General features: G+C 70.5%; 22 protein-coding genes. 11 read left to right on the top strand and 11 right to left on the bottom strand.

Features of this window, described 5'->3' with window-relative positions:
* The first annotated feature begins 43 nt into the window (after positions 1 to 43).
* From K338_RS0116175 to K338_RS0116165, 3 genes are all read left to right on the top strand, one after another.
* A complete protein-coding gene (locus tag K338_RS0116175; protein WP_022919205.1) occupies positions 44 to 901 on the top strand; it encodes an ABC transporter permease in 858 nt (285 codons plus the stop codon).
* Between the two features lie 55 nt (positions 902 to 956).
* A complete protein-coding gene (locus tag K338_RS0116170; protein ID WP_027286938.1) occupies positions 957 to 1,979 on the top strand; it encodes an ABC transporter substrate-binding protein in 1,023 nt (340 codons plus the stop codon).
* Between the two features lie 63 nt (positions 1,980 to 2,042).
* Positions 2,043 to 2,834: an ABC transporter ATP-binding protein gene (locus K338_RS0116165; RefSeq protein WP_022919203.1), complete on the top strand. Its 792-nt coding sequence runs from the start codon at positions 2,043 to 2,045 to the stop codon at positions 2,832 to 2,834.
* Positions 2,835 to 3,094: 260 nt separating this feature from the next.
* Here K338_RS0116165 and glnA read toward each other — a convergent pair whose 3' ends face one another.
* Positions 3,095 to 4,519, bottom strand: a complete 1,425-nt coding sequence (gene glnA, locus K338_RS0116160) for a type I glutamate--ammonia ligase (protein WP_022919202.1) — start codon at positions 4,517 to 4,519, stop codon at positions 3,095 to 3,097.
* Positions 4,520 to 4,683: 164 nt separating this feature from the next.
* Here glnA and K338_RS0116155 point away from each other — a divergent pair, with 164 nt between their 5' ends.
* Positions 4,684 to 5,073: an RDD family protein gene (locus K338_RS0116155; protein ID WP_022919201.1), complete on the top strand. Its 390-nt coding sequence runs from the start codon at positions 4,684 to 4,686 to the stop codon at positions 5,071 to 5,073.
* Positions 5,074 to 5,128: 55 nt separating this feature from the next.
* Positions 5,129 to 6,298 (top strand): NAD(P)/FAD-dependent oxidoreductase, encoded by a 1,170-nt coding sequence (locus tag K338_RS0116150; protein ID WP_022919200.1) that lies wholly within the window; start codon positions 5,129 to 5,131, stop codon positions 6,296 to 6,298.
* A gap of 4 nt (positions 6,299 to 6,302) precedes the next feature.
* On the opposite strand, the gene K338_RS0116145 is transcribed toward K338_RS0116150, so the two are convergent.
* The 4 genes from K338_RS0116145 to lipB form a co-directional block, all read right to left on the bottom strand.
* On the bottom strand, positions 6,303 to 7,019 hold the full coding sequence (locus K338_RS0116145) for a DUF4191 domain-containing protein (protein ID WP_022919199.1): 717 nt from the start codon (positions 7,017 to 7,019) through the stop codon (positions 6,303 to 6,305).
* Between the two features lie 8 nt (positions 7,020 to 7,027).
* Positions 7,028 to 7,714 (bottom strand): hypothetical protein, encoded by a 687-nt coding sequence (locus K338_RS0116140; protein WP_022919198.1) that lies wholly within the window; start codon positions 7,712 to 7,714, stop codon positions 7,028 to 7,030.
* A gap of 10 nt (positions 7,715 to 7,724) precedes the next feature.
* A complete protein-coding gene (locus K338_RS0116135; RefSeq protein WP_022919197.1) occupies positions 7,725 to 8,726 on the bottom strand; it encodes a lipoyl synthase in 1,002 nt (333 codons plus the stop codon).
* Positions 8,727 to 8,828: 102 nt separating this feature from the next.
* A complete protein-coding gene (lipB, locus tag K338_RS0116130) occupies positions 8,829 to 9,524 on the bottom strand; it encodes a lipoyl(octanoyl) transferase LipB (RefSeq protein ID WP_027286935.1) in 696 nt (231 codons plus the stop codon).
* A 61-nt stretch (positions 9,525 to 9,585) separates the two neighbouring features.
* Here lipB and K338_RS24750 point away from each other — a divergent pair, with 61 nt between their 5' ends.
* Entirely contained in the window at positions 9,586 to 10,233 is a 648-nt protein-coding gene (locus K338_RS24750; RefSeq protein WP_022919195.1) for a histidine phosphatase family protein, read from the top strand.
* Positions 10,234 to 10,298: 65 nt separating this feature from the next.
* Positions 10,299 to 11,606: a protein kinase domain-containing protein gene (locus K338_RS23380; protein WP_157612560.1), complete on the top strand. Its 1,308-nt coding sequence runs from the start codon at positions 10,299 to 10,301 to the stop codon at positions 11,604 to 11,606.
* Between the two features lie 21 nt (positions 11,607 to 11,627).
* Here K338_RS23380 and K338_RS0116115 read toward each other — a convergent pair whose 3' ends face one another.
* From K338_RS0116115 to K338_RS0116100, 4 genes are all read right to left on the bottom strand, one after another.
* Positions 11,628 to 12,521 (bottom strand): TIGR01777 family oxidoreductase, encoded by an 894-nt coding sequence (locus K338_RS0116115; RefSeq protein WP_022919193.1) that lies wholly within the window; start codon positions 12,519 to 12,521, stop codon positions 11,628 to 11,630.
* Between the two features lie 239 nt (positions 12,522 to 12,760).
* Entirely contained in the window at positions 12,761 to 14,560 is a 1,800-nt protein-coding gene (sucB, locus tag K338_RS0116110; protein ID WP_022919192.1) for a 2-oxoglutarate dehydrogenase, E2 component, dihydrolipoamide succinyltransferase, read from the bottom strand.
* A 25-nt stretch (positions 14,561 to 14,585) separates the two neighbouring features.
* Positions 14,586 to 16,019 carry a dihydrolipoyl dehydrogenase gene (gene lpdA / locus K338_RS0116105; protein ID WP_245542992.1) on the bottom strand — a complete coding sequence of 478 codons (1,434 nt, stop codon included), beginning with the start codon at positions 16,017 to 16,019 and terminating at the stop codon, positions 14,586 to 14,588.
* 78 nt (positions 16,020 to 16,097) lie between these two features.
* Positions 16,098 to 17,582, bottom strand: a complete 1,485-nt coding sequence (locus K338_RS0116100) for a leucyl aminopeptidase (protein WP_022919190.1) — start codon at positions 17,580 to 17,582, stop codon at positions 16,098 to 16,100.
* Between the two features lie 113 nt (positions 17,583 to 17,695).
* Between K338_RS0116100 and K338_RS0116095 the strand changes: the two genes are divergently transcribed.
* Genes K338_RS0116095 through K338_RS0116085 form a run of 3 tightly spaced genes read left to right on the top strand, consistent with a single transcriptional unit; the run spans position 17,696 to position 19,658 of the window.
* Positions 17,696 to 18,052 carry a hypothetical protein gene (locus tag K338_RS0116095; RefSeq protein ID WP_027286933.1) on the top strand — a complete coding sequence of 119 codons (357 nt, stop codon included), beginning with the start codon at positions 17,696 to 17,698 and terminating at the stop codon, positions 18,050 to 18,052.
* Positions 18,053 to 18,086: 34 nt separating this feature from the next.
* Positions 18,087 to 18,560: a hypothetical protein gene (locus K338_RS0116090; protein WP_022919188.1), complete on the top strand. Its 474-nt coding sequence runs from the start codon at positions 18,087 to 18,089 to the stop codon at positions 18,558 to 18,560.
* A 39-nt stretch (positions 18,561 to 18,599) separates the two neighbouring features.
* Positions 18,600 to 19,658: a quinone-dependent dihydroorotate dehydrogenase gene (locus K338_RS0116085; RefSeq protein ID WP_022919187.1), complete on the top strand. Its 1,059-nt coding sequence runs from the start codon at positions 18,600 to 18,602 to the stop codon at positions 19,656 to 19,658.
* A 168-nt stretch (positions 19,659 to 19,826) separates the two neighbouring features.
* Here K338_RS0116085 and K338_RS0116080 read toward each other — a convergent pair whose 3' ends face one another.
* The gene (locus K338_RS0116080; protein ID WP_022919186.1) at positions 19,827 to 20,840 is read right to left on the bottom strand and encodes an aldo/keto reductase family protein; all 1,014 of its coding nucleotides are present in this window, start codon (positions 20,838 to 20,840) and stop codon (positions 19,827 to 19,829) included.
* Positions 20,841 to 20,863: 23 nt separating this feature from the next.
* Complete coding sequence (locus K338_RS0116075) at positions 20,864 to 21,448, bottom strand: DUF3043 domain-containing protein (RefSeq protein ID WP_022919185.1); 585 nt, start codon at positions 21,446 to 21,448, stop codon at positions 20,864 to 20,866.
* A 193-nt stretch (positions 21,449 to 21,641) separates the two neighbouring features.
* Here K338_RS0116075 and K338_RS25280 point away from each other — a divergent pair.
* A partial coding sequence (locus K338_RS25280; protein ID WP_157612558.1) for a helix-turn-helix domain-containing protein occupies positions 21,642 to 21,804 on the top strand: 163 nt, incomplete at its 3' end.

The raw sequence follows: 21,804 nt of genomic DNA, 5'->3' as shown, positions 1-21,804 counted from the left end.
GATAGCGTTTTCCGGAGCTATCTCCGCAATGACGAGGACTCGCATGACAGTGACAGACCAGAAGTCGGGCGGCTCGCCGTCTGGGTCGAACGGACGCTCGAGCGTTGCTGGTGGCTTCCTGCGCTGGTGGTTGCAGAGTTGGCACCCCATCGTCTTTCTTGCCGTGGTGATCGTGCTCTGGTGGCTGGTCACCGCTCAGGGCTGGGTCCAGCCGTACATCATTCCGGCGCCGTCAGACACCTGGGCGGCGTTCGCTGAGAACGCGGAGTACCTGCTCCAGCACACCTGGGTGACAACCTATGAGACGCTCATCGGGTTTGCCATCGCCGGTGTCGCCGGTCTCCTGGTCGCGGTGATCATGGTCTACTCCAAGGGCTTGGAGAAGACGTTCTACCCGGTGATCTTGTTCGCCCAGGTGATCCCGAAGATCGCTATTGCCCCCTTGTTCATCGTCTGGCTCGGCTTTGGTGCGGCGCCGAAGATCCTGGTGGCTGTGCTGATGGCGTTCTTCCCGGTGGTGATCTCTGGACTGGCTGGTCTGCGCTCGGTGGATCCGGAGATCCTGCAGCTCGTCTCCACGATGGGCGCGAGCCGCCTGAAGGTGCTTCTCAAGGTCCGGTTGCCAGCGGCGCTGCCCGAGCTCCTCTCGGGCCTCAAGGTGGCGGCTACGCTGGCCGTGACCGGTGCGGTGGTGGGTGAGTTCGTCGGGGCCAACGAGGGTCTCGGGTATGTGATCTTGCAGGCGAACGGCATCTTGGACACGGCGATGCTGTTCGCGGCTCTGATCATCATGTCCGTCATGGGCGTGGTGCTGTTCGCGATCATCCAGATCGCCGAGAAGTTCCTCATTCCCTGGCATGCTTCCCGGCGGGACGTCGCCGCCGCCACTGTCCGCTTCTGACCCAACTACAGCGCGGTGCCTGCCCTGGCCTCTTACTCATGGAAGAAGGAAATCAATGAAGACCTCACGTACCGCACTTGGCGGAATTGCGTTGGCCACGGCCGCGGCGCTCGCCGTGGCGGGTTGCGGCGGATCGGACGGAGAGTCCGGGGGAGACGGGGAGATGAGCGACGTCACCCTGATGCTCAACTGGTACCCCTATGGTGAGCACGCGCCGTTCTACTACGGCGTGGAGCAGGGCATCTTCGAGGAGCACGGCATCAACCTGGAGATCCAGGCCGGCCAAGGCTCCACCAAGACCGCGCAGGCGGTCGGCCAGGAGCAGGTCGACTTCGGATGGGCGGACACCCCCGCAGTGCTGGCAAACATCGACAGCGGCGTGGCGATCCACTCCGTCGGTGTGTTCCTGCAGACCACCCCCTCGGCCGTGCAGATCTTCAGCGACTCGGGCATCGAGACCCCGGAAGACCTGGTCGGCACCACGATCGCTGTGTCCGCAGGCGATGCGCCGACGACTGTGTTCCCGATGTACCTGGAGGCCGTGGGGCTCTCGGAGTCCGACGTGACGCAGCAGAACCTGGACCCTGCCGGAAAGATCGCCGCAATGCTCTCCGGCCAGGTCGACGGCCTGATCGGCTTCGCGCACGACCAGGGTCCGACCATCCAGGCTGAGAGCGGCCGCGAGGTCAGCTACTTGCGCTACTCCGACGCGGGTCTGAACTTCTTCAGCAACGGTCTGATCGCACCGGACACCACGATCGCTGACGACCCGGAGCTTGTCTCGGCGATGGCTGCGGCCACCTCGGAGGCGTTCCAGGCCGCCGCCGACGACCCGCAGGCTGCGGTCGAGGCGATGGACGGCAAGGACCCGCAGATGCCGGAGGCCGACGTCCTGCAGAACCAGTGGGAGGAGACGATCCTGCTGTTGCACACCGACGCGACCGAAGGTGAGGCACCCGGTGTGACCGCTGCCGAGGACTGGGAGAACACGCTGACGCTGCTCTCCGATGCCGAGCTGATCTCCGGTGAGGGATCCGTCGAGGACTACTTCGACGACTCGTTCGCACCGGGGGCATGATCCGATGACCTCGTCCACGCACCACGCACGCTGGCATCGCGTGCTGTCTGGAAGGAGCTGCCGGTGACTGAGGTTGTCGACACCTCGACCGTGCTGCAGGTCAGTGACCTGTCGATCACCTTCGCCTCCAAGCGCGGCCGGGTCAGTGCGCTGGAAGGTATCGATCTGGACGTGCAGGCGGGCGAGTTCATCACGATCGCAGGCCCGTCCGGATGCGGCAAGTCGACCCTGCTGAAGGCTGTCGCCGGGCTGACTGCTCCGAGCGGCGGGTCGGTACATCTCCGCGGTGACCCGGTCACCGGGCCCAGGCAGGACATCGGGTTCGTGTTCCAACGGGCTGCGCTGCTGGAGTGGCGAAACGTTCGTGGCAATATCTTGCTGCAGGCCGAGATGCGCGGCATGAACATGCGCAAGGCCCAGGAGCGTACCGACGAGCTGATCGAGATGACGGGGCTGAGCGGGTTCGAGAGGGCGCTACCGCATGAGCTCTCCGGCGGTATGCAGCAGCGGGTGTCCCTTTGCCGCGCTCTGCTGCACGAACCGCGTGTGCTGCTGATGGACGAGCCGTTCGGCGCTCTCGATGCGCTCACCCGGGAGCGGATGAACGTGGAGTTCAACCGCATCTGGAGCCAGACCGGGACCAGCGTGCTGTTGGTCACCCACTCGGTGGCAGAAGCGGTGTACCTCGCCAGCCGGGTCGTCGTGATGAGCCCGCGGCCGGGCCGGATCATCGAGGAACACGTGGTGGACCTGCCGGCGCGGCGCGACTACGCCGAGACGTTGGAGAGCTCCGAGTTCCACCGGGTCTCCAGCCGGGTCCGCGAGCTGCTTGGTTCGCCCTCCGACGCCGACTAGTGATGGCAGTCAACCGACGCGGCGGCGGTGCGAGAATCACTCAGTGAGCCCCACTGACCGTTGCTCGTTCGCCGTACCAGCAGAAGACGCACACACTGAGGCACTCTTGTCACACGGAGGCAGAAAAGGAATGCCTCAGTGTCACAGAAGTGCCTCAGTGCGGGGTGGATGGGTGGGCGGGCCCGCTCCGCAAGCTCCGCTCACTCCTCACAGGTCGCTACCCATGACGACCTGTCTGCGGGGCTCGCTCCGCTCACTCCTCACAGGTCGTAGTAGAGCTCGAACTCGTGCGGGTGCGGGCGGAGCCGGATCTCGTCCACCTCGTGGGTGCGCTTGTAGTCGATCCAGGTCTCGATCAGGTCCGGGGTGAACACATCCCCCTCGGTGAGGTAGTCGAAGTCCGCCTCGAGCGCGTCCAGCGCCGCCGGCAACGAGTCCGGCACCTGCTCGATCTCCGCGTGCTCCTCCGGCGGCAGCTCGTACAGGTCCTTGTCGATCGGCTCCGGTGGCTCGATGCGGTTGCGGATCCCGTCGATCCCGGCCATCAGCATCGCAGCGAACGCCAGGTACGGGTTCGAGGACGGGTCGGGCACCCGGTACTCCACCCGTTTGGCCTTCGGCGAGGACCCGGTCACCGGGATGCGGATGCACGCCGACCGGTTCCGCGCCGAGTACACCAGGTTCACCGGCGCCTCGAACCCCGGCACCAGCCGGTGGTAGGAGTTCAACGAGGGGTTGGTGAACGCCAGCAGGCTCGGCGCGTGCCGCAGCAGCCCACCGATGTACCAGCGCGCCAGGTCCGACAGCCCGCCGTAGCCGCGCTCGTCGTAGAACAGCGGCTTCCCGTCGGACCACAGGCTCTGGTGAGAGTGCATCCCGGAGCCGTTGTCCCCGAAGATCGGCTTGGGCATGAACGTGGCCGACTTGCCCGCCCGCCAGGCCACGTTCTTGATGATGTACTTGAACTTCATCAGGTCGTCGGCCGCGCCGCGCAGCGTGTTGAACCGGTAGTTGATCTCCTGCTGGCCGGCGGTGCCCACCTCGTGGTGCGCCCGCTCCACCTCCAGGCCCGCAGCCTGCATCACCGTGACCATCTCGTCGCGCAGGTCGGCCATCTGGTCGTTGGGGGAGACCGGGAAGTAGCCGCCCTTGTACCGGGTCTTGTACCCGCGGTTGCCGCCGTTCTCCTCCCGGCCGGTGTTCCAGGCAGCCTCGTTGGAGTTGATGTAGTAGAAGCTGGCGTCCGCGCTGGTCTGGAACCGGACGTCGTCGAAGATGTAGAACTCGGCCTCCGCGCCGAAGAACACAGTGTCGGCGATGCCGGTGGACGTCAGGTACGCCTCCGCCTTCGCGGCGATGTTGCGCGGGTCGCGCGAGTATGGTTCGTCGGTGAACGGGTCCACGATGGAGAAGTTCACCACCAGGGTCTTCTGCTCCCGGAACGGGTCCACGAACGCGCTGGTCACGTCCGGCACGAGCTTCATGTCGGACTCGTGGATCGCCTGGAAGCCGCGGATCGAGGAGCCGTCGAACATCAGGCCCTCGGTGAAGGCCTCACCGGTGAACGTCTCCACCGGGATGTTGAAGTGCTGCATCACTCCCGGCAGGTCGCAGAAGCGTACGTCGACGAACTTGACGCCCTGCTCTTTGGTGAAGGCGATTGCCTCCTCGGCACTTGTGAACATCCGTTGCTCCTCGGTGTTGGTGTGTTGCCGCACACGCTGGGCCGACGGCGGTCTGCACCGTCACCGCAATGTGTCGCTATGTTAACGACCGCAGCTGGTGCTGTGCGGGAGGCGACCTGTATGCGGACACCCGCGTCCCGCCGTCGACGGCGTAACCTGGTCGGGTGAGCGACGTGACCCGCGCCGGTGAACCCCAGACCTCCCACGACGGCGAGCTGCCGTTCCCGGGGTACTGGGGCCGGCGGATCCTGGCGATCTGCATCGACTGGGCCCTCGCCTCGGCGATCAGTGCCGGCTTCTTCGCCTACGACGCGATGGCCACGCTCGCCGTGTTCGGTCTGATGACCTTCGTGCTCGTCGGCACCGCTGGCACCACGATCGGGCACCGCATCTGCGGGCTGGGCATGCGCACCCTCGACGGTGGGCTGCCCGGGCCCCTGCGCGGCCTGGCCCGGACCGTGGGCGTGCTGCTGGTCATCCCGCCCGTGGTGACCGACCCGGCCGGACGCAGCCTGCACGACCGGTGGTCGGGCACGCAGGTGGTTCGCCTCTGAGCGGCACCGCCCGGTCCGCTAGGCGTCGGGGCCGAACGGGCGTACAGTGCCAGGTATGACGGCGAAGCTCCAGGTGGTCGTCCTCGGTGCCGGTTTCGGTGGGCTCGAGGTGGCACGAACCCTGTCCGAGACGCTTGGCGAACAGGTGCAGACCACGCTGGTGGACCGAGCCGAGAGCTTCGTCTTCGGGTTCTCCAAGCTCGACTTCATGTTCGGGCACACCGATGCCGACCATGTGCGGCTACCGTATGCGAACGTCAGGGGACCGGGCCTGCAGGTGCTGCGGGCCGAGGTGCGCGCCATCGACCCGCACACCCGCACCGTCACCTTGGACGACGACCGCCAGCTGCACGCGGACCTGCTCGTGGTGGCGCTCGGTGCCGACCTGGACCCGGCAGCCACTCCCGGGCTGGAGGCGGCCGGGCAGGAGTTCTACACCGTCGCTGGTGCCGAAGCGGCCCGGGACGCGCTGGAGTCCTTCGACGGTGGGCGGCTGCTGATCGCCGTGACGTCCACACCGTTCAAGTGCCCGCCGGCGCCCAGCGAGGCCGCGCTGCTCGCCCACGACTTCCTCACCCAGCGGGGGCTGCGGGCGGGTAGCAGCATCGACCTGGTGATGCCGCTGCCCACCCCGGTGCCGCCGGCCCCGGCTGCCTCGGAGGCGATCCTGGCCGCGTTCGCCGAACGGGGCATCGGCTGGCACCCCAAGCAGCAGGTGCAGCGGGTGGACCCGGAAGCTCGCAGCATCGTGCTGACGGACGGTAGCCGGCTGGACTTCGACCTGCTGCTGGCTGTGCCCGCGCACCGGGCGCCCCAGGTGGTGGTGGACGCCGGGCTCACCGAGGACGGCTGGATCCCGGTGGACGCCCGTACGTTGTGCACGCGATACCCCGGCGTGTTCGCCATCGGGGACGTGACCAGCGTGGGCACCCCGAAGGCCGGTGCGTTCGCCGAAGGGCAGGGCCAGACGGTGGCCGCCCAGATCATCGACCAGGTGCGCGGCGGCACGAGCGCCGACGGCTACGGCGGCCACGGCGCCTGCCTGATGGAGTTCGGCGGTGGGCAGGTAGCCAAGGTCGAGGTGACCTTCGCGCCCGGTGAGGCGCCCTACGGCAGGCTGGTTCCGCCGTCGCTGGAGAACGCCACGGAGAAGCAGAGCAGCGGCACGCGCCGTGCGCAGCGCTGGTTCGGGCAGGACTGGCGGCCGCTACCGGCACGGAGCTGAGTGCTCAGCGGCCGCGCATCCCCTTGCGGTCCGGGCGGGCCCGGCGCGGGTCCACCCCCTTGGGGATCGGCAGCGCACGTGACTGCAGCGCCCGCAGCCGCTTGGACACCTCGGCCACCTCGCTCTTGGTGAGCTTCGGCTTCTGCTTGCGCACCGTGGCCGCGATCTTCGGCAACGGGACCTGCCCCTCACCGCGGCCGCACTGCAGCAGGACGATCGGCACGTTCGGGATCACCCGCGCCACCCGCTTGCGCTCACCCTCGAGCAGCTTGGGCACCCGGTGCGGCGGGCCCTCGGAGATCAGCACCACACCGGGGCGCCCCACGGCCCGGAACACCACATCCTGGTGCCGCGGGTCGATCGCCACCGGTTCCTCCTCGATGTTCCAGCCGCGCTTGATCGTGCCCAGAGCGGCCGAGACCGCACCCGGCTCACCCTCGATCCGTTGGTAGGCGACCGACTCCGCGCGCCGGGCGAGCACGAACATCGCCGCCAGCAGCGCGAACGGGACGGCGAGGAAGGTGAAGTAGAGGATCTGGTCGAAGAGGAACCCGATGAGGAAGCCGATGGCGACCACACCGAGGAAGATGCCCAGCAGCACGAACGGGATCGACGGCTGAGCCCGCCGCACCATCTGGAACACGTCCCAGATCTGGTGGTACCAACGCTGCTTCTTCTGCTTCGGCGGGGCGCCCGCGTCCGAGGTCTTCTTCTTCGCCATGATGGGCCTTAGCCTACCGGTCCACCCGTGCCCTCAGAGTGCTGAGCGGACCGCTGCACGTACCAGCTCGGCGGCCGTGTGCCGGTCGCCGGCTGCCCGCACCGAGCACAGCACCACACCGGGGCGCACCTGGTGCCACCAGGCCCCTGCACCAGCAGCACCAGCGCGCACCCGTTCAGGCTGTGCACCGGGGTGCCGGTCTCGGCGGCCACCTGGTGCACCACCTCGTTCACCACCGGCCAGTCGATCAGGTCCCGGCTGTGCCGCTCGGCCTGCAGCTGCCGGTCCACCCAGCCGCGCGGGGTGCGGCCCACCGCCCGGGCGGCAGCCTGCAACCCGGGCCGCTCGGCCAGCCCCTCGAGCCTCGGCGGGCGGGCGAGCATCTTCACCTGTGCCTGCAGCTCCCGGTTCACCTTCGCCCAGGAGGTGGTCACCTGGTCCGGACGGAGCAGCTGTCGGTGGCCCTCCAGGGCGACGATATCCCGCCACCAGGTGAGCCAGTCGGCACCGGTGAGCACCGGGTCCAGGTCCAGGTCCAGGCCGGCGGCCGGCTGGGGTGGGTCCTGCAGCGGCGGCGGCACGTCCGGGGCCGCCGGCACCTGTAGGCCGGCCGCATCGCGCACCCGCAGCACCAGGTGCACCAGCTCACCGGTGTGGGCGGCGAACCGCCAGGACCGGCTGCCGGCCAGCTTCATCACCGGATCCTCAGCGGGCGAGCAGCGAGGCTGCCTCCTGGCGGGCGGTGCCCGGACGGGCCAGGTGCGCCAGCTCCTCCGGGATGGTCTGGCCGCGGCGGGCCATCGCCTGCCCCCAGAGCCGGCCGGCCCGGTAGGAGGAGCGCACCAGCGGTCCGGCCATCACCCCGAGGAACCCGATCCGCTCGGCTTCTTCGGAGAGCGCCACGAACTCCTCAGGCTTCACCCACCGGTCCACCGGGTGGTGCCGCAGCGACGGGCGCAGGTACTGGGTGATGGTGATCAGGTCCGTGCCGGCCTCGTGCAGCTGCTCCAGGGCGTCCACGGTCTCCTCGTAGGTCTCACCCATGCCGAGGATGAGGTTGGACTTGGTGACGAACCCGTCCTCGTGGGCGGCGGTGAGCACCGACAGCGACCGGTCGTAGCGGAACCCGGGCCGGATCCGCTTGAAGATGCGCGGCACGGTCTCCAGGTTGTGCGCGAGCACCTCGGGGCGGGAGGAGAACACCTCGGCGAGCTGGTCGGGGTCGGCGTTGAAGTCGGGGATGAGCAGCTCCACGCCGGTACCGGGGTTGACCTGGTGGATCTGCCGGACCGTCTCGGCGTACAGCCAGGCGCCACCGTCCTCGAGGTCGTCGCGGGCCACACCGGTCACCGTGGCGTACCGCAGCCCCATCGCCTGCACCGAGGCGGCCACGCGGCGGGGTTCGTCAGCGTCGAACTCGGCGGGCTTGCCGGTGTCGATCTGGCAGAAGTCGCAGCGGCGGGTGCACTGCGAGCCGCCGATGAGGAAGGTGGCCTCACGGTCTTCCCAGCACTCGAAGATGTTCGGACAGCCGGCCTCCTGGCAGACGGTGTGCAGACCCTCCCGCTGCACCAGGGCGCGCAGCTCGGTGTACTCCGGGCCCATCGTGGCGCGGGTCTTGATCCAGGAGGGCTTCTTCTCGATCGGCACTGCAGCGTTGCGTGCCTCGACGCGAAGCATCTTGCGTCCTTCAGGAGCGACAGCCATTTTCGCTTACCTTCCGTCGGGGGCTCGGGCTCACCCTATGCCGGGGTGCCGGTGGGGGAGCACAAGGGGGTGAGACCTGCACCACACCCTGCTCTCGGGTCGTCATGCCAGGAGTGCGCCAGAGCGCACGCCGGACATGACGGCCCCGGGGTGCGGGCGGCGGGCGAGCAGCGGGGTGAGCGCCTCGAGCAGGTGTGGTTCGAACGCGTCCGCGCAGTCGGTGACCGTGACCGTCTTCCCGGCCAGCTCGGACAGGGAGGTGACGCCGGCGTCGGTGATGCCGCACGGGACGATCGCGGAGAACGCCGCCAGGTCCGGGCATGCGTTGATCGCCACTCCGTGCATCGTCACCCCGCGGGCCACCCGCACCCCGATCGCGGCGATCTTGCGGTCCGGGACCAGGCCCTGGCCGCGCACCCAGGCGCCGGTGCGGCCTTCGATCCGCTCGGCGGTGATGCCCCAGTGGGCGCAGGTGTCGATCACCGCCTGCTCCAGGGCGCGCACGTAGGCGACCACGTCCACCGGTTCGGCCAGGCGCACGACCGGGTAGGCCACCAGCTGTCCCGGTCCGTGCCAGGTGATCCGTCCACCGCGGTCCACGTCCACCACTGGGGTGCCGTCGGTGGGGCGGTCCCAGCGGGCGGTGCGGCGCCCGGCGGTGTACACCGAGGCATGTTCCAGCAGCAGCGTGGTGTCCGCACCACCCTCGACCACCGCCTGGTGCAGGTCTCGTTGCCGCTGCCAGGCAACCTGGTAGTCGACGAGCTGCTCCCCGAGATCCCAGCGGTGGCTGATCATGATGCCCACTGTATGCCCGGTCCGGCGGTGCCCGTGGGTAGGCCGAGGTAGCGTTCACAGTGTGAGCGACCTGCAGTGTGCGGCCCGGTTCCTGGTGGTCCGGCACGCCGAGGCTGCCTACCCCGACCCGGATCCGGTCGGTGGCGCCGACCTCGGGCTCACCGAGGCTGGCCGGTCCCAGGCGCGTTCTCTGGGGCAGCGGGTGGCAGGCGAGCGGGTCGCAGCGGTCCTCGCCTCCAAGATGGGCCGGGCGGCCGAGACGGCGCAGATCGTCGCTGCGGAGCTGGGCTGCACCGCCGAGGAGCTGGACGGGGTGCAGGAGTACGCCATCGGCGACCTGGCCGGCAGTCAGGACCCGGCGGCGGTGGCCGCGGTGTTCCAGTCCTGGGTGGCCGGTGACCTGGCTGCCTCCTTCCCGGGCGGGGAGTCCGGGAGGGAGCTGGTAGCCCGGTTCCGGGCGGCGATCGAGGACGTGGCCGACTCCTACCGGGGCGAGACTGTGCTGGTGGTCAGCCACGGGGGAGTGATGTCGGTGGCGATCCCGCGACTGACCGGCCGGGCCACCCCTGAGCTGCTCGCAGCGCACTGGGTGCCGCACTGCGGTACCGCCCGGGTGGACGTGGACGCCGACGGTTGGCTGCTGCACTCCTGGCCGGGGTCGGCGGACCCGGCCGCCGCTGGCGGGGCTGTGGACAACTCCGCGGACTGACCGGTTTCAGCCGGCACCTGTGGACAACGCTCCCGCGGGAGCGCCCCGTGGTGTTCCCTGACCAGATGAGCGCAGCGATCACGGTCCCCGGGTACACGGTCACCGGTGTGGCCGGGATCGGCGGGCACGGGACCGTGCTGCAGGGCCGGAGCGAGACCGGGGCGGAGGTCGCGCTGCGGATCGTGCCGGAGGCGCCCGCAGGCCTGGTGCGCCGGGCCCGGGTCGCGGCCAGGGTGCGGCACCCGGCGGTGGCGCCGGTGCGGGAGGTGGTGCCGCTGCCCGGCGACGGGCTCGCGGTGGTGACCGAGCTCGTCCCCGGCCCCACGTTGGCCACGCTCCGGGCGGCCCGCCGGGGACTGAGCGTGGCCGAGTGCGTCCAGGTGGCCACGGAGCTGCTCACCGCGCTGGAGACGCTGCACGCGGCCGGGATCGTGCACGGCGACATCGCACCCGCGAACGTGATCGTCGCCCCCGAAGAGGAGGAGACCGGCCGCCTGGTGCTGGTGGACCTGGTCGGCGGCGCAGCGGCCGATCGTGGCACCCGCGGGTTCCGGGCACCGGAGCTGGACCAGGGCGCGCTACCCTCGGCGGCGGCCGACGTGTACTCGGCGGCGCAGCTGAGCCTGTGGGTGGCCGAGCCGGGCGCTCGGCCGGAGGTGACCGAGCTGCTCGAGGCGTTGCTGTCGACCGACCCGCAGGTGCGCCCGTCCGCGCACCACGCGCTGCAGCTGCTCGACGGCGTAACCCGGGCGGGGGTACGTCTGGCACCTGCCGAGGTGCTCGCCTCGGCCACGCTGCGTGAGCATGCGGCCCGGGAGCTGACCACCCGGGCACGGGCCCGCCGGCGCCGAGGGCGCAGGCGGCACCGGGCCCGGCCGCGCCGCTGGCTCGTACGGAGCATCGCCGGGGCCGCCGCTGCGGCAGCGGTGCTCACCGGGCTGCGGCTGCACGGCCCGGGACCGCCGACGGGTGGACCAGCACCGGCGCCCCCGTCTGATGGGGTGGCCGACGCGGTGCGAGACTTGCTCGCCGACCGTGACGATGCTCTGGCCGGCGCCGACCGGGAGGCGCTCGGGACGGTGACCGTGCCCGGCTCCCCGCTGGCCGCAGCGGACACCGCCCTGCTCACCGAGCTGACCACGGCCGGGGTACGGCTCCTGGGCTACCGGACCGAGGTGCTCGAGGTGGAGGTGGTCGAGGCAGGCCACGACGCGGCATCGGTGCGGCTGCACCTGCAGCAGAGCGCGCACCAGCGCACCGGCCCCGAAGGGGTGACCACCCAGGTGCCCGCCCAGCCGGTGCAGTGCCTGGACCTGGCGCTCACCCGGCACGGGGGCTCCACCTGGCGGGCCGTCACCGCCACCGCCTGCTGACCCAAGCGGCGGTGCCAGGGGTCAGGACGACAGCAGGTGCTCAGCCGCCGGCTCCAGCTCCGGCCAGGTGAACTCGAACCCGTCGGCCAGCAGCTGCTCCGGCAGGATCCGTTGGGAGATCGCCAGCTCGCCGGCGAACTCACCGGCCACGAGCCGCACCGCGAACAACGGGATCGGGAGCACCGCCGGCCGGTGCAGCGCCCGGGCGAGCGCTGTGATCACCTCGGCGTTGCGGCGCGGGTGCGGTGCGCTCAGGTGCACCGGACCGGACACGTCGGCCTCGACCAGGTGCACCACCGCACGCACCCAGTCTTCTCTGGTGATCCACGGCCACCACTGTCGGCCGCCGGCGATAGGACCGGCGACCCCGGCCTTGAGCGGCAGCATCAGCTGCTGCAGCGCACCACCGCTGGGGTCCAGCACGATCCCGGTGCGCAGGTGCACCACCCGGTGACCGGCGTCCTTGGCTGCGCCGGTGGCTGCTTCCCAGGCAGCGCACACCCCGGCGAGGAAAGAACCGCCAGGAGGGTCCGCCGTCGTGATGGTCTCCTCGCCCCGGTCGCCGTAGAAGCCGACCGCGGAGGCGTTGATCAGCGGGACCTCAGGGCGGCCGGTGGCGGCCAGCGCGCGGGCGAGCAAGCTGGTGGCAGCCACCCGGGAGGTGACCAGGACCTGTTTGCGGGCTGCGCTCCAGCGCTTGTCCCCCACCCCGGCACCGGCGAGGTTGATCACCGCGCTGACCCCGTCCAGCGCCCCGGGCGGCAGCTGCCCGGCGGACGGGTCCCAGGTGAGCTCGTCGGCGCTGGTGTCCGGTCGGCGCACCAGCCGGGTGACCTCGTGCCCCGCCTCGCGCAGCGCGGCCACCAGGGAGGTGCCGAGAAAACCGGAGACGCCGGCGGCCAGTACATGTCCCATACCGGCCAGCCTGCCAGCAACCCCCGGACCGCGCAGAACGCCTCGGCGCGCCGCTGCTGCCACCCGGCCTGCCCGCAGACCGGGCGGGCCAGGGCAGAGACGCGGCTGTTGCCTAGATCGACGAGCTTGTTCTGCAGAGACAAGATTGCTCGTCGATCCGGCCACGATTCGTAGCCAGATCGACGAGCAACTTCAGCACCGAAGGCGGGGCGGGGCCGGGGTCCGGCCCAGCGGGCCGGTCAGAGGCCCAGCTGGCCCTCGAAGTTGCCCTCCTCGAGCCGCTTCTTGATGGCGGTGAGGAAGCGGGAGGCGTCCGCACCGTCGATCAGCCGGTGGTCGTAGGAGATGGCCAGGTAGACCATGTGCCGCACGGCGATCACATCACCGCCGTCCGGGCCGGGCACCACGACCGGGCGCTTGACGATCGAGCCCACACCGAGCATCCCGACCTGCGGCTGGAACAGGATCGGGGTGTCGAACAGGGCACCGCCGGAACCGGTGTTCGTGATGGTGAACGTGCCACCGGTGAGCTCGTCCGGGGTGGCCTTGTTCGTGCGGGTGCGCTCGGCGAGGTCAGCGATGGACCGGGCGATCCCAGCCAGGTTCAGGTCACCGGCGTCCTTGATCACCGGCACGATCAGGCCACGCTCGGTGTCCACTGCGATGCCGACGTTCTCCGAGCCGTGGTAGACGATCTCGTCACCCTCGATGCTGGCGTTCAGCTTCGGGTACTGCTTCAGCGCCTCGACCGCCGCCATGGTGAAGAACGGCAGGTAGGTGAGCTTGACCCCCTCGCGGGCGAGGAAGTCGTCCTTCGCCTGGGCCCGCAGGCGGGCGATCTTGGTGACGTCCACCTCGAGCACAGTGGTCAGCTGGGCGGAGACCTGCAGGGACTCCACCATCCGCTTGGCCACGATCTTGCGCAGCCGGGACATCTTCTCCCGGGTGCCGCGCAGCGGGGAGACCGCCGGTGCCGGGGCCTCCTTGGCCGCTGCCGGTGCCTGTGCCGGTGCCTCCTGCGGGGCGGGCTTGGCCGCAGCCTCAGCAGCGTCCAGCACGTCCTGCTTGCGGATCCGGCCACCCACTCCGGTGCCGCTCAGGGTGGACAGGTCCACGCCCTTGTCGGCGGCCAGCTTGCGTACCAGCGGGGTGACGTAGCTGGTCGGTGCCTCGGTACCGGAGGCGGCCTTCGGCGCCTCCGGGGACTTCGCCGCAGCGGGGGAGGGGGCAGGCTCCTGGGCAGCGGCCTCCTGCGCGGGGGCGGGTGCCGGCCGCTCAGCCTTCGGCTCCTCCTTGGGGGCCTGCTGCTGCGGCTGCTCCGGGCTCTCCGCCTTGGGCTGCTCCGGATCCGGGGACTGTGCCGCCGGGGCAGCCGACTGGGCGCTCTTGTCGCCGATGATCGCCAGCACGCCACCGACCTCGACGGTCTCGTCCTCGTCGGCGCGGATCTCCAGCAGGGTGCCTGCCACCGGGGAGGGCACCTCGGTGTCCACCTTGTCGGTGGAGACCTCCAGCAGCGGCTCGTCCTCGGCCACCTCATCACCCACGGACTTCAGCCACTGGGTGACCGTGCCCTCGGTCACGCTCTCACCGAGTGCCGGGAGCGTGACCTCGGTGCCCTGCGCGGTGCCACCGGAGGCAGGCTGCCCGGCCGGTGCCTCCTGGGCGGACTCCTGCGCGGGTGCCTCCTGCGCGGACTCCGCAGCGGGCGCCTGCTCCTGCTCCGGCTCGGCCGGTGCCGGCTGCTCGCTCTCCTGCTGCTGCGCATCGTCGGCTGCCGGGGACTCGCCCACACCACCGGCACCCGAGCCGATCAGCACCAGGTCCTCGCCGACCTCGACGGTCTCGTCCTCCTCGACCAGGATCTTCTCCACCACCCCGGCCACCGGCGAGGGCACCTCGGTGTCCACCTTGTCGGTGGAGACCTCGAGCAACGGCTCGTCGACCTCCACCTCCTCGCCCACGGCCTTCAGCCAGCGCGTCACTGTGCCCTCGGTGACACTCTCGCCAAGGGCGGGCATTTTCACGGATTCGGACATGACCGGGAGTCTCCTTCTCGGTGTTTCAGTTGTGGGAGTGCAAGGGCGTACCGGCCAAGGCCAGTGCAGCCTCACCCAGTGATTCGTTCTGTGTCGGGTGTGCGTGGACGAGCGGTGCGACGTCTTGAGGGTAAGCCTCCCAGTTCACCAACATCTGCGCCTCTCCGATCTGTTCGCCCATCCTGGCACCGAGCAGGTGAACTCCCACGATCGGTCCGCCGCGGCGGCGCACCATCTTCACCATGCCGGACGTGCCGAGGATCTGGCTCTTGCCGTTGCCGGCAAGGGACTGTTCCACGGTATCGATCTCATCACCAAACTGCTCGCGGGCCGCCGGCTCGGTGAGCCCGACCGAGGCCACCTGCGGGTCGCAGTAGGTCACCCGGGGGATGTTCTCCTCCGGCACCGGGGCCGGGTCGAGCCCGGCGATCCGTTCCGCCACCACGATCCCGTGCCGGAAACCGCGGTGGGCCAGCTGTAGGCCACGGACCACGTCACCGACCGCGTACACCCCCGGTGCCGTGGTCTGCAGGCGCTCGTCGGTGCGCACGAAACCGGCCTCGTCGAGCTCGACGCCCGCCTCTGCCAGACCCAGGTCCGCGGTCACCGGGCCGCGCCCCACGGCCACCAGCAGCAGGTCACCGTCCAGGGTGGTGCCGTCCTCGAGCACCAGGTGCGCCGCGTCGTCGTCCTCGTGTGCGGAGGCCACCCGGGCCCCGGTACGCACGCTGATACCGCGCTTCTTCAGCGCCCGCACCAGCCCCTTGCTGATCGCCGGGTCCTCTGCCGGCAGCAGGCTGTCCAACGCCTCCACGATGGTCACCTGCGCACCGAGGGAAGACCAGATGGAAGCGAACTCCACACCGATCACGCCACCGCCGAGCACCAGCGCCCGGGTGGGCACCCGCTCCAGCCGCAACGCCTGGTCCGAGGAGACGATCCGCGCACCCAGGGCCACGCCGTCGAGGGTGCGCACCTGCGAACCGGTGGCGATCACCACGTGCCGACCACGGACCAGCTGCGTCCCCTGCTCGCCACGGACCGCGACCGTGTCCGCAGCGACCAGGTGCCCCCGGCCGGGTAACCAGTCCACCCCCGCGGCCGCGACGAGCCCCTGGAGACCCTGGTAGAGCCGGTCGACCACGGACTGCTGGTAGGCGAGCAGACCAGGCCCGTCCACGCCGTCGAACGTGGTCTGGACCCCCACCCGGGCCGCCTGGCGCGCCTCGTCGGCGACCTCAGCCGCGTGCAGCAGCGCCTTGGTGGGGATGCAGCCGCGGTGCAGGCAGGTGCCGCCGAGCTCGGCCGCGTCGACCAGCGCCACCCGCAGGCCGAGCTGGGAGGCGCGCAGCGCGCACGCGTACCCACCGCTTCCTGCGCCGAGGATGACGACGTCGTAGCCGGCCTCCTGCGGTTCGCTCACCTGCTGCTCCTCCTCCGGTGCACGCTTCGGGCGCACCTTCACCAGTGCCAGACCATCTTGTCACCGGGGGGTGCTCCTGCCCATCGTTTGCTCAGCGCACGTACGTGAGTTTCCTCACGCACCGACGGCGCAGAGCAGCTCCACGAGGGTGCGTACCCCCATGCCGGTACCCCCCTTGGGCACGTAGTGGCGGGCGCCGCCCTCGTTGAACGCTGGCCCGGCGATGTCCAGGTGGGCCCAGGGCAGCCCACCGGTGAACTCCTTGAGGAACAGGCCGGCCACCAGCATGCCGCCCATCCGCTCACCGATGTTCGCCAGGTCCGCGGTCGGGGTGTTCAGCGAGGCACGCAGCTCCTCGGGCAGCGGCATCGGCCAGAACTGCTCCCCGGCGCGGCTGGCGGCCTCGGCCACTGCAGTGCGCTCGGCGTCGGTGCCCATCACGGCACCGACCTGGCTGCCCAGGGCCACCATCTGTGCCCCGGTGAGCGTGGCGATGTCCACCAGCAGGTCCGGCTTCTCCTCCCCGGCGGCGACCAGGGCATCTGCCAGCACCAGGCGGCCCTCCGCATCGGTGTTCAGCACCTCGACCGTCTTCCCGCCGCGGATGGTGATCACGTCCGAAGGGCGCTGGGCGGTGGCCGAGGGCAGGTTCTCCGCCAGCGCCAACCAACCGGTGACCGCCACCGGCAGCTCCAGCGCGGCCGCAGCGATCACCGTGTGCAGCACGGCGGCGGCGCCAGCCATGTCGCTCTTCATCGTCTCCATGCTCTTCGGCGGCTTCAGCGACAGCCCGCCGGAGTCGAACGTGATGCCCTTGCCCACCAGGGCGACGGTGCGCTTGGCGCGGGCGGGGGAGTAGCTGAGCCGCACCAGCCGCGGCGGCCGGGCCGACCCCTGGCCCACACCGGTGATGCCGCCGTAGCCGCCGTCGCGCAGCTGCTTCTCGTCCAGCACCTTGATGGACACCTTGGTGCCCTTGACCGCCTTCGCGGCCCGCTCGGCGAACGAGGCGGGGTAGAGCAGGTTCGGGGAGGTGTTCACCAGGTCGCGTGCCGCGTGCACGGCTGCTGCGGTCACCTCGGCACGGGTCAGCGCGGCCTTGAGGCCCTTGCTGCGGGCGCCGGCAGCGATCTCCACCGCACCCACCGGTGCCTTGATCGAGTCCTTGTCCGTGCCCGGGCGGTCGTAGACGTAGCTGCCGAGCAGCGCGCCTTCAGCCACGGCGCCGACATCCTGCGCGCCGTCGGTGGGCAGCGCGAGGACCACCTTGGCCGTACCGGCCAGGGCGGCTGTGGCCGATCCGGCCGCACGCCGCAGCCGCTCCCGGCGACCGTCCTCGTCCTCCACGGTCTTGCCCAGCCCGACCAGCGCCAGCAGGTCCGCCTTGACCGCGTCCCCGGCGGGGATCTTCGTGATCTGGCCGGTGTCGCCGGTCACCCCGAGCAGGGTGATCGCCCGGCTCACCGACTCCGCGGCGCTGCGGGAGAGGAAGTCGGCCCCCTCCACCGTGGCCGACCCGCCGGCGCTGCGCACTCCGATCACCAGGGCGTCGGCGGCGAGGCGGGCAGGGTCCTTCGAGCTGAGATTCAGAGTCGTCACGACTTCATCGTAGGGGCATGCTCAGCCCGGGGTGGGCGGACAGGAGGTCAGGGCGCGCCGGTGCGACGGTGGTGCCGGTTCGGTCCGCACGCCGCACCGACTACGCTGCTCAGGTGACCCTTACCGTCGGAGCGCTCGTCGCCTGCAGCCTGGCCCTCGGTGTCTGGGCCGCGGTACGCACCGCCCGGGACCAGCCGGTGATCACCCGGCAGCTGATCGGTGGCGCGGTGATCGAGGCCGGCATCCTGGTGCAGATGGTGGTCGCCGGGGTGCTGGTGGCCACCGGCCACCAGGTGCCGGAAGCCGTCACCTTCTGGGGCTACCTGGTGGTCGCACTACTGGTGCTGCCCGCTGCCGCAGTGGTCGCCGTGATCGAGCGGACCCGGTGGAGCTCGGTGGCGCTCATCCTGGCGTGCGCGACACTGGCGGTCATGCAGCTGCGCGTGCACCAGCTGTGGAGCGGGGCATGACGGGGCGCGATGGCACAGGACGGAGCGGCACCTGGTGGGATCTGACACTGCGGAGCGGGACGTGACCGAGAACGAGCAGGTGGGGGACGGGCAGGTGGAGGACACCCGCCGGCCCGCCTATGGTCCCGGTCGGGTGCTGATCTTCGTCTACGGCGTGTTCGCCGTCTCCGCGACCGCACGCGCCTCGGTGCAGCTGATCCGCAACGCCGCCGAAGCACCGCTGGCCTACAGCCTGTCCGCGGTCTCTGCGGTGGTGTACGCGGTGGCCACGGTCGCCCTGGCGCACAACGGGCGCCGGATGCGCCGGGTGGCCTGGGTGGCGGTGACCTTCGAGCTGGTCGGGGTGATCACCGTGGGCATCCTGTCCAGCACGCACCCGGAGCTGTTCCAGCACGACTCGGTGTGGTCCCGGTTCGGCGCCGGGTACGGGTACGTGCCCGCGGTGCTGCCGGTGCTCGGGCTGTTCTGGATGTGGCGCTCCTCCCCGGCGCGGATCGCGCAGACCTGAGGTTCGGCGCCCAGTCGGCGGCCCAGTAGGCTTCCGGTCGTGCCCCGGATCTACGACACGCTCTTCCGCCTCGGCCTGGCCCGCATGGATGCCGAGACCGCCCACCACCTGGCCGGCACGCTGATCCGGTTCGCCGGTGCAGTGCCGCCGCTGCGTGCCACCGTCCGCGCGACGTTCGGACGCTCCACCGGCGCTCCGGTGCGCTTGTTCGGCCGGGAGGTCCCCGGGCGGCTCGGTCTGGCCGCCGGGTTCGACAAGGACGCCACCATGGCCGCCGGCCTGGGTGCGCTCGGGTTCGCGTTCGTGGAGGTGGGCACCAGCACCGCGCACGCCCAGCCCGGCAACGACAAGCCCCGGCTGCGGCGCGTGGTGGAACGTTCCGCGCTGGTGAACCGGATGGGCTTCAACAACGCAGGCGCCGCGGCCGCCGCCCGCCGCCTGGCCCGGCTGCGCCGCACCCCGCACGGACGGCGGATGCTGCTCGGGGCGAACATCGGCAAGACCAAGCTCACCCCGGCACGCCACGCCGTCACCGACTACGTGACCAGCGCCCGGGCGCTCGCTCCGCACGTGGACTACCTGGTGGTGAACGTCTCCTCCCCGAACACCCCCGGGCTGCGCGACCTGCAGCAGGTCGAGACGCTGCGCCCGATCCTGGCCGCGGTGCGCGATGCCGCCGCTGCTGCCGCTGCCCGGGAGGTGCCGGTGCTGGTGAAGATCGCCCCGGACCTGGCCGATGCGGATGTCGACGGCGTGGCTCGCCTGGCTGCCGAGCTGCACCTGGCCGGGGTGGTGGCCGTGAACACCACGATCGGCCACGACTACGGCGCCGGCGGGCTGTCCGGGGCGCCGCTGCTGGACCGTGGTGTGCAGGTGGTGCGCCGGGTACGGGCGGCGCTCGGCGAGGAGGCGGTGGTGATCGGCGTGGGCGGGATCTCCTCGGCGGCCGACGCGCAACGCTACCTGGACGCCGGCGCCACAGTGGTGCAGGCCTATACCGCGTTCGTGTACCGGGGCCCGGCCTGGCCGGGCCGGGTGAACCGGGAGCTCGCGCGCCGCTCCGTGCCCGGAGCACCACGACGACAGGAGCGAGGTTGATGGCCGAGGTGACGATCGTCGTCTGCGACGTGTGCGGCACGATCGAGCGGCCCACAGCCCGGTACTAGATCGCCAAGGGCGCGCACTCCGCGTTCTTCGACCTGTGCCCGGAGCACACCGGGCCGGTGGAGCCGAGCCGGCCCGGCGCCCGCGGGCGGGCGCCGGGGATCAGACGAGCCGCTCCTTCGGGGAGGTGTCATAGGTGTGCTGCGGGTCGCGCACCACCTCATCACCGAGCACCTCGTCGATCCGGGTCATCAGCTCGGCCGGGATGTGCACACCGGAGGCGGCCACATTCTCGGCCACCTGCTCCGGTCGGGAGGCCCCGATCAGCGCAGCCGCCACGTTCCGGTTCTGCAGCACCCACGCCACCGCCAGCTGGGCCATCGACAGGTCCAGCTCCTCGGCGACCGGCCGCAGGCCCTGCACCCGGCGGAGCAGCTCTTCGTTGCCGAGCAGACCGGAGATCATCTGCTGACCACCTTTCGCGTCCGAGGCGCGTGACCCCTCCGGCGCCGCCTGGCCGGGATGGTACTTGCCGGTGAGCACCCCTTGGGCCACCGGGGACCAGACGATCTGGGAGATGCCCAGGTCTTCGCAGGTGGGGATGACCTTCTCCTCGATGACCCGCCACACCATCGAGTACTGCGGCTGGGAGGAGATCAGCTGGATGCCCAGGTCGCGGGCCAGGGCGTGACCGGCGCGCAGCTGCTCCGGGGTCCACTCGCTCACCCCGATGTAGAGCGCCTTGCCGGAGCGGACCACGTCGGCGAACGCCTGCATGGTCTCTTCTAGCGGCGTGGCGTAGTCGTAGCGGTGTGCCTGGTACAGGTCCACGTAGTCGGTGCCCAGGCGGCGCAGCGAACCGTTGATCGACTCCAGGATGTGCTTGCGGGACAGGCCGGTGTCGTTCGGTCCCTTCGGACCGGTGGGGAAGTAGACCTTCGTGAAGATCTCTAGCGACTCCCGCCGCTGCCCGGCCAGGGCTTGTCCGAGGACCTCCTCGGCGCGGGTGTTGGCGTAGGTGTCGGCGGTGTCGAAGGTGGTGATGCCGGCATCCAGGGCGGCCTGCACGCACCGGGTGGCGGTCTCGCTGGCTACCTGGGAGCCGTGCGTGAGCCAGTTGCCGTAGGTGATCTCGCTGATCTTCAGGCCGGAGCGGCCGAGGTGTCGAAAGCGCATGCTTCGATCCTAGGAGCGGGCGGTCAGGTCGGGAACTCTCCGCGCTGCACCTGCGGCTTGGGCAGCCGGGTGCGTCGGATCTGGAACACCCGCATCGCCACGTACATCACCGAACCCTTGCGGGCCCCTTCGCCGAACTTCTCGATCGCCTTGCGCCGCACCCGGTAGCCGAGGATGATCGCGTCGATCAGCGCGATGAACATCACGATGTACAAGCTGAAGAACGCACCGGTGGCCACCTGGGCCGGGATCGGAAGGAAAGCAGCGAACAGCATGATCACCACGATCACCAGCGCCATCGGCATGAACACCTCACCGAGGCTCCACCGCGCGTCCACGTAGTCGCGCAGGAACCGGCGGGTCCGGCCCCGGTGCTGGGCGGGTAGGTACTGGTCGTTTCCGGTGACCATCGCCTCGTCCATCTTCGCCCGCGCCTCGGCCATCTTCTGGCGTTGTGCGCGGCGGGCGGCAGCGCGGTCGGTGGGCACCAGGGGTCGCTTGTTGCGCGCCTCGGCGTCTTTGCGCTTGGGCGTGGGGCGCCCCTTGCCGACCGGCGTGGGCTCCTCGGCCTCGGCGGGCTGGGCCGCCTCCTTCTTCCGTCCGAACACCCTTGCAGACTAATGGAGCCCACGAGCTGCTGGCACCAACGCTCGCCCGCTCCACCCTCGGGTCGTCATCTCCAGCGCGGGCTAGGTGTACCCGGCCAGGAGGTTGGTAGCACTCGGCGGGTCTGGTTGACCTAGGAGGAGCCTCCGAGTGGGGTGTGGCTGTTCGAAGGCTGCACCACCACAAGGAGGCTCCGTGTCACACCGTAATGCCCGCCTGACCTTCTATGGTCGGCGTCTGATCGTCGACTGTCACCGGGATGGTTGGAAGCAGGCCCACATCGCTGCCGCGATGGGTGTGTCCCGCAAGTGCGTCAAGACCTGGATCGACCGCTACCAGGCTGAGGGCGAAGGGGGGG

This window comes from Ruania albidiflava DSM 18029 (genome assembly GCF_000421225.1).
In the GTDB taxonomy this organism is placed as follows: Bacteria; Actinomycetota; Actinomycetes; order Actinomycetales; family Beutenbergiaceae; genus Ruania; species Ruania albidiflava.
The sequence above is the reverse complement of the archived record's forward strand: the minus strand, read 5'-3'. Positions and strand labels throughout refer to the sequence as shown.

Bases quoted from the DNA above. Each gene is read 5' to 3' on its own strand.
- K338_RS0116150 (WP_022919200.1), top strand. From the start codon at position 5,129: ATGACGGCGAAGCTCCAGGTGGTCGTCCTCGGTGCCGGTTTCGGTGGG.
- K338_RS0116115 (WP_022919193.1), bottom strand. From the start codon at position 12,521: ATGGGACATGTACTGGCCGCCGGCGTCTCCGGTTTTCTCGGCACCTCC.
- K338_RS0116145 (WP_022919199.1), bottom strand. From the start codon at position 7,019: ATGGCGAAGAAGAAGACCTCGGACGCGGGCGCCCCGCCGAAGCAGAAG.
- K338_RS0116080 (WP_022919186.1), bottom strand. From the start codon at position 20,840: ATGCGCTTTCGACACCTCGGCCGCTCCGGCCTGAAGATCAGCGAGATC.
- K338_RS0116175 (WP_022919205.1), top strand. From the start codon at position 44: ATGACAGTGACAGACCAGAAGTCGGGCGGCTCGCCGTCTGGGTCGAAC.
- K338_RS0116140 (WP_022919198.1), bottom strand. From the start codon at position 7,714: ATGAAGCTGGCCGGCAGCCGGTCCTGGCGGTTCGCCGCCCACACCGGT.
- glnA (WP_022919202.1), bottom strand. From the start codon at position 4,519: ATGTTCACAAGTGCCGAGGAGGCAATCGCCTTCACCAAAGAGCAGGGC.
- K338_RS23380 (WP_157612560.1), top strand. From the start codon at position 10,299: ATGAGCGCAGCGATCACGGTCCCCGGGTACACGGTCACCGGTGTGGCC.
- K338_RS0116135 (WP_022919197.1), bottom strand. From the start codon at position 8,726: ATGGCTGTCGCTCCTGAAGGACGCAAGATGCTTCGCGTCGAGGCACGC.
- sucB (WP_022919192.1), bottom strand. From the start codon at position 14,560: ATGTCCGAATCCGTGAAAATGCCCGCCCTTGGCGAGAGTGTCACCGAG.
- K338_RS0116170 (WP_027286938.1), top strand. From the start codon at position 957: ATGAAGACCTCACGTACCGCACTTGGCGGAATTGCGTTGGCCACGGCC.
- lipB (WP_027286935.1), bottom strand. From the start codon at position 9,524: ATGATCAGCCACCGCTGGGATCTCGGGGAGCAGCTCGTCGACTACCAG.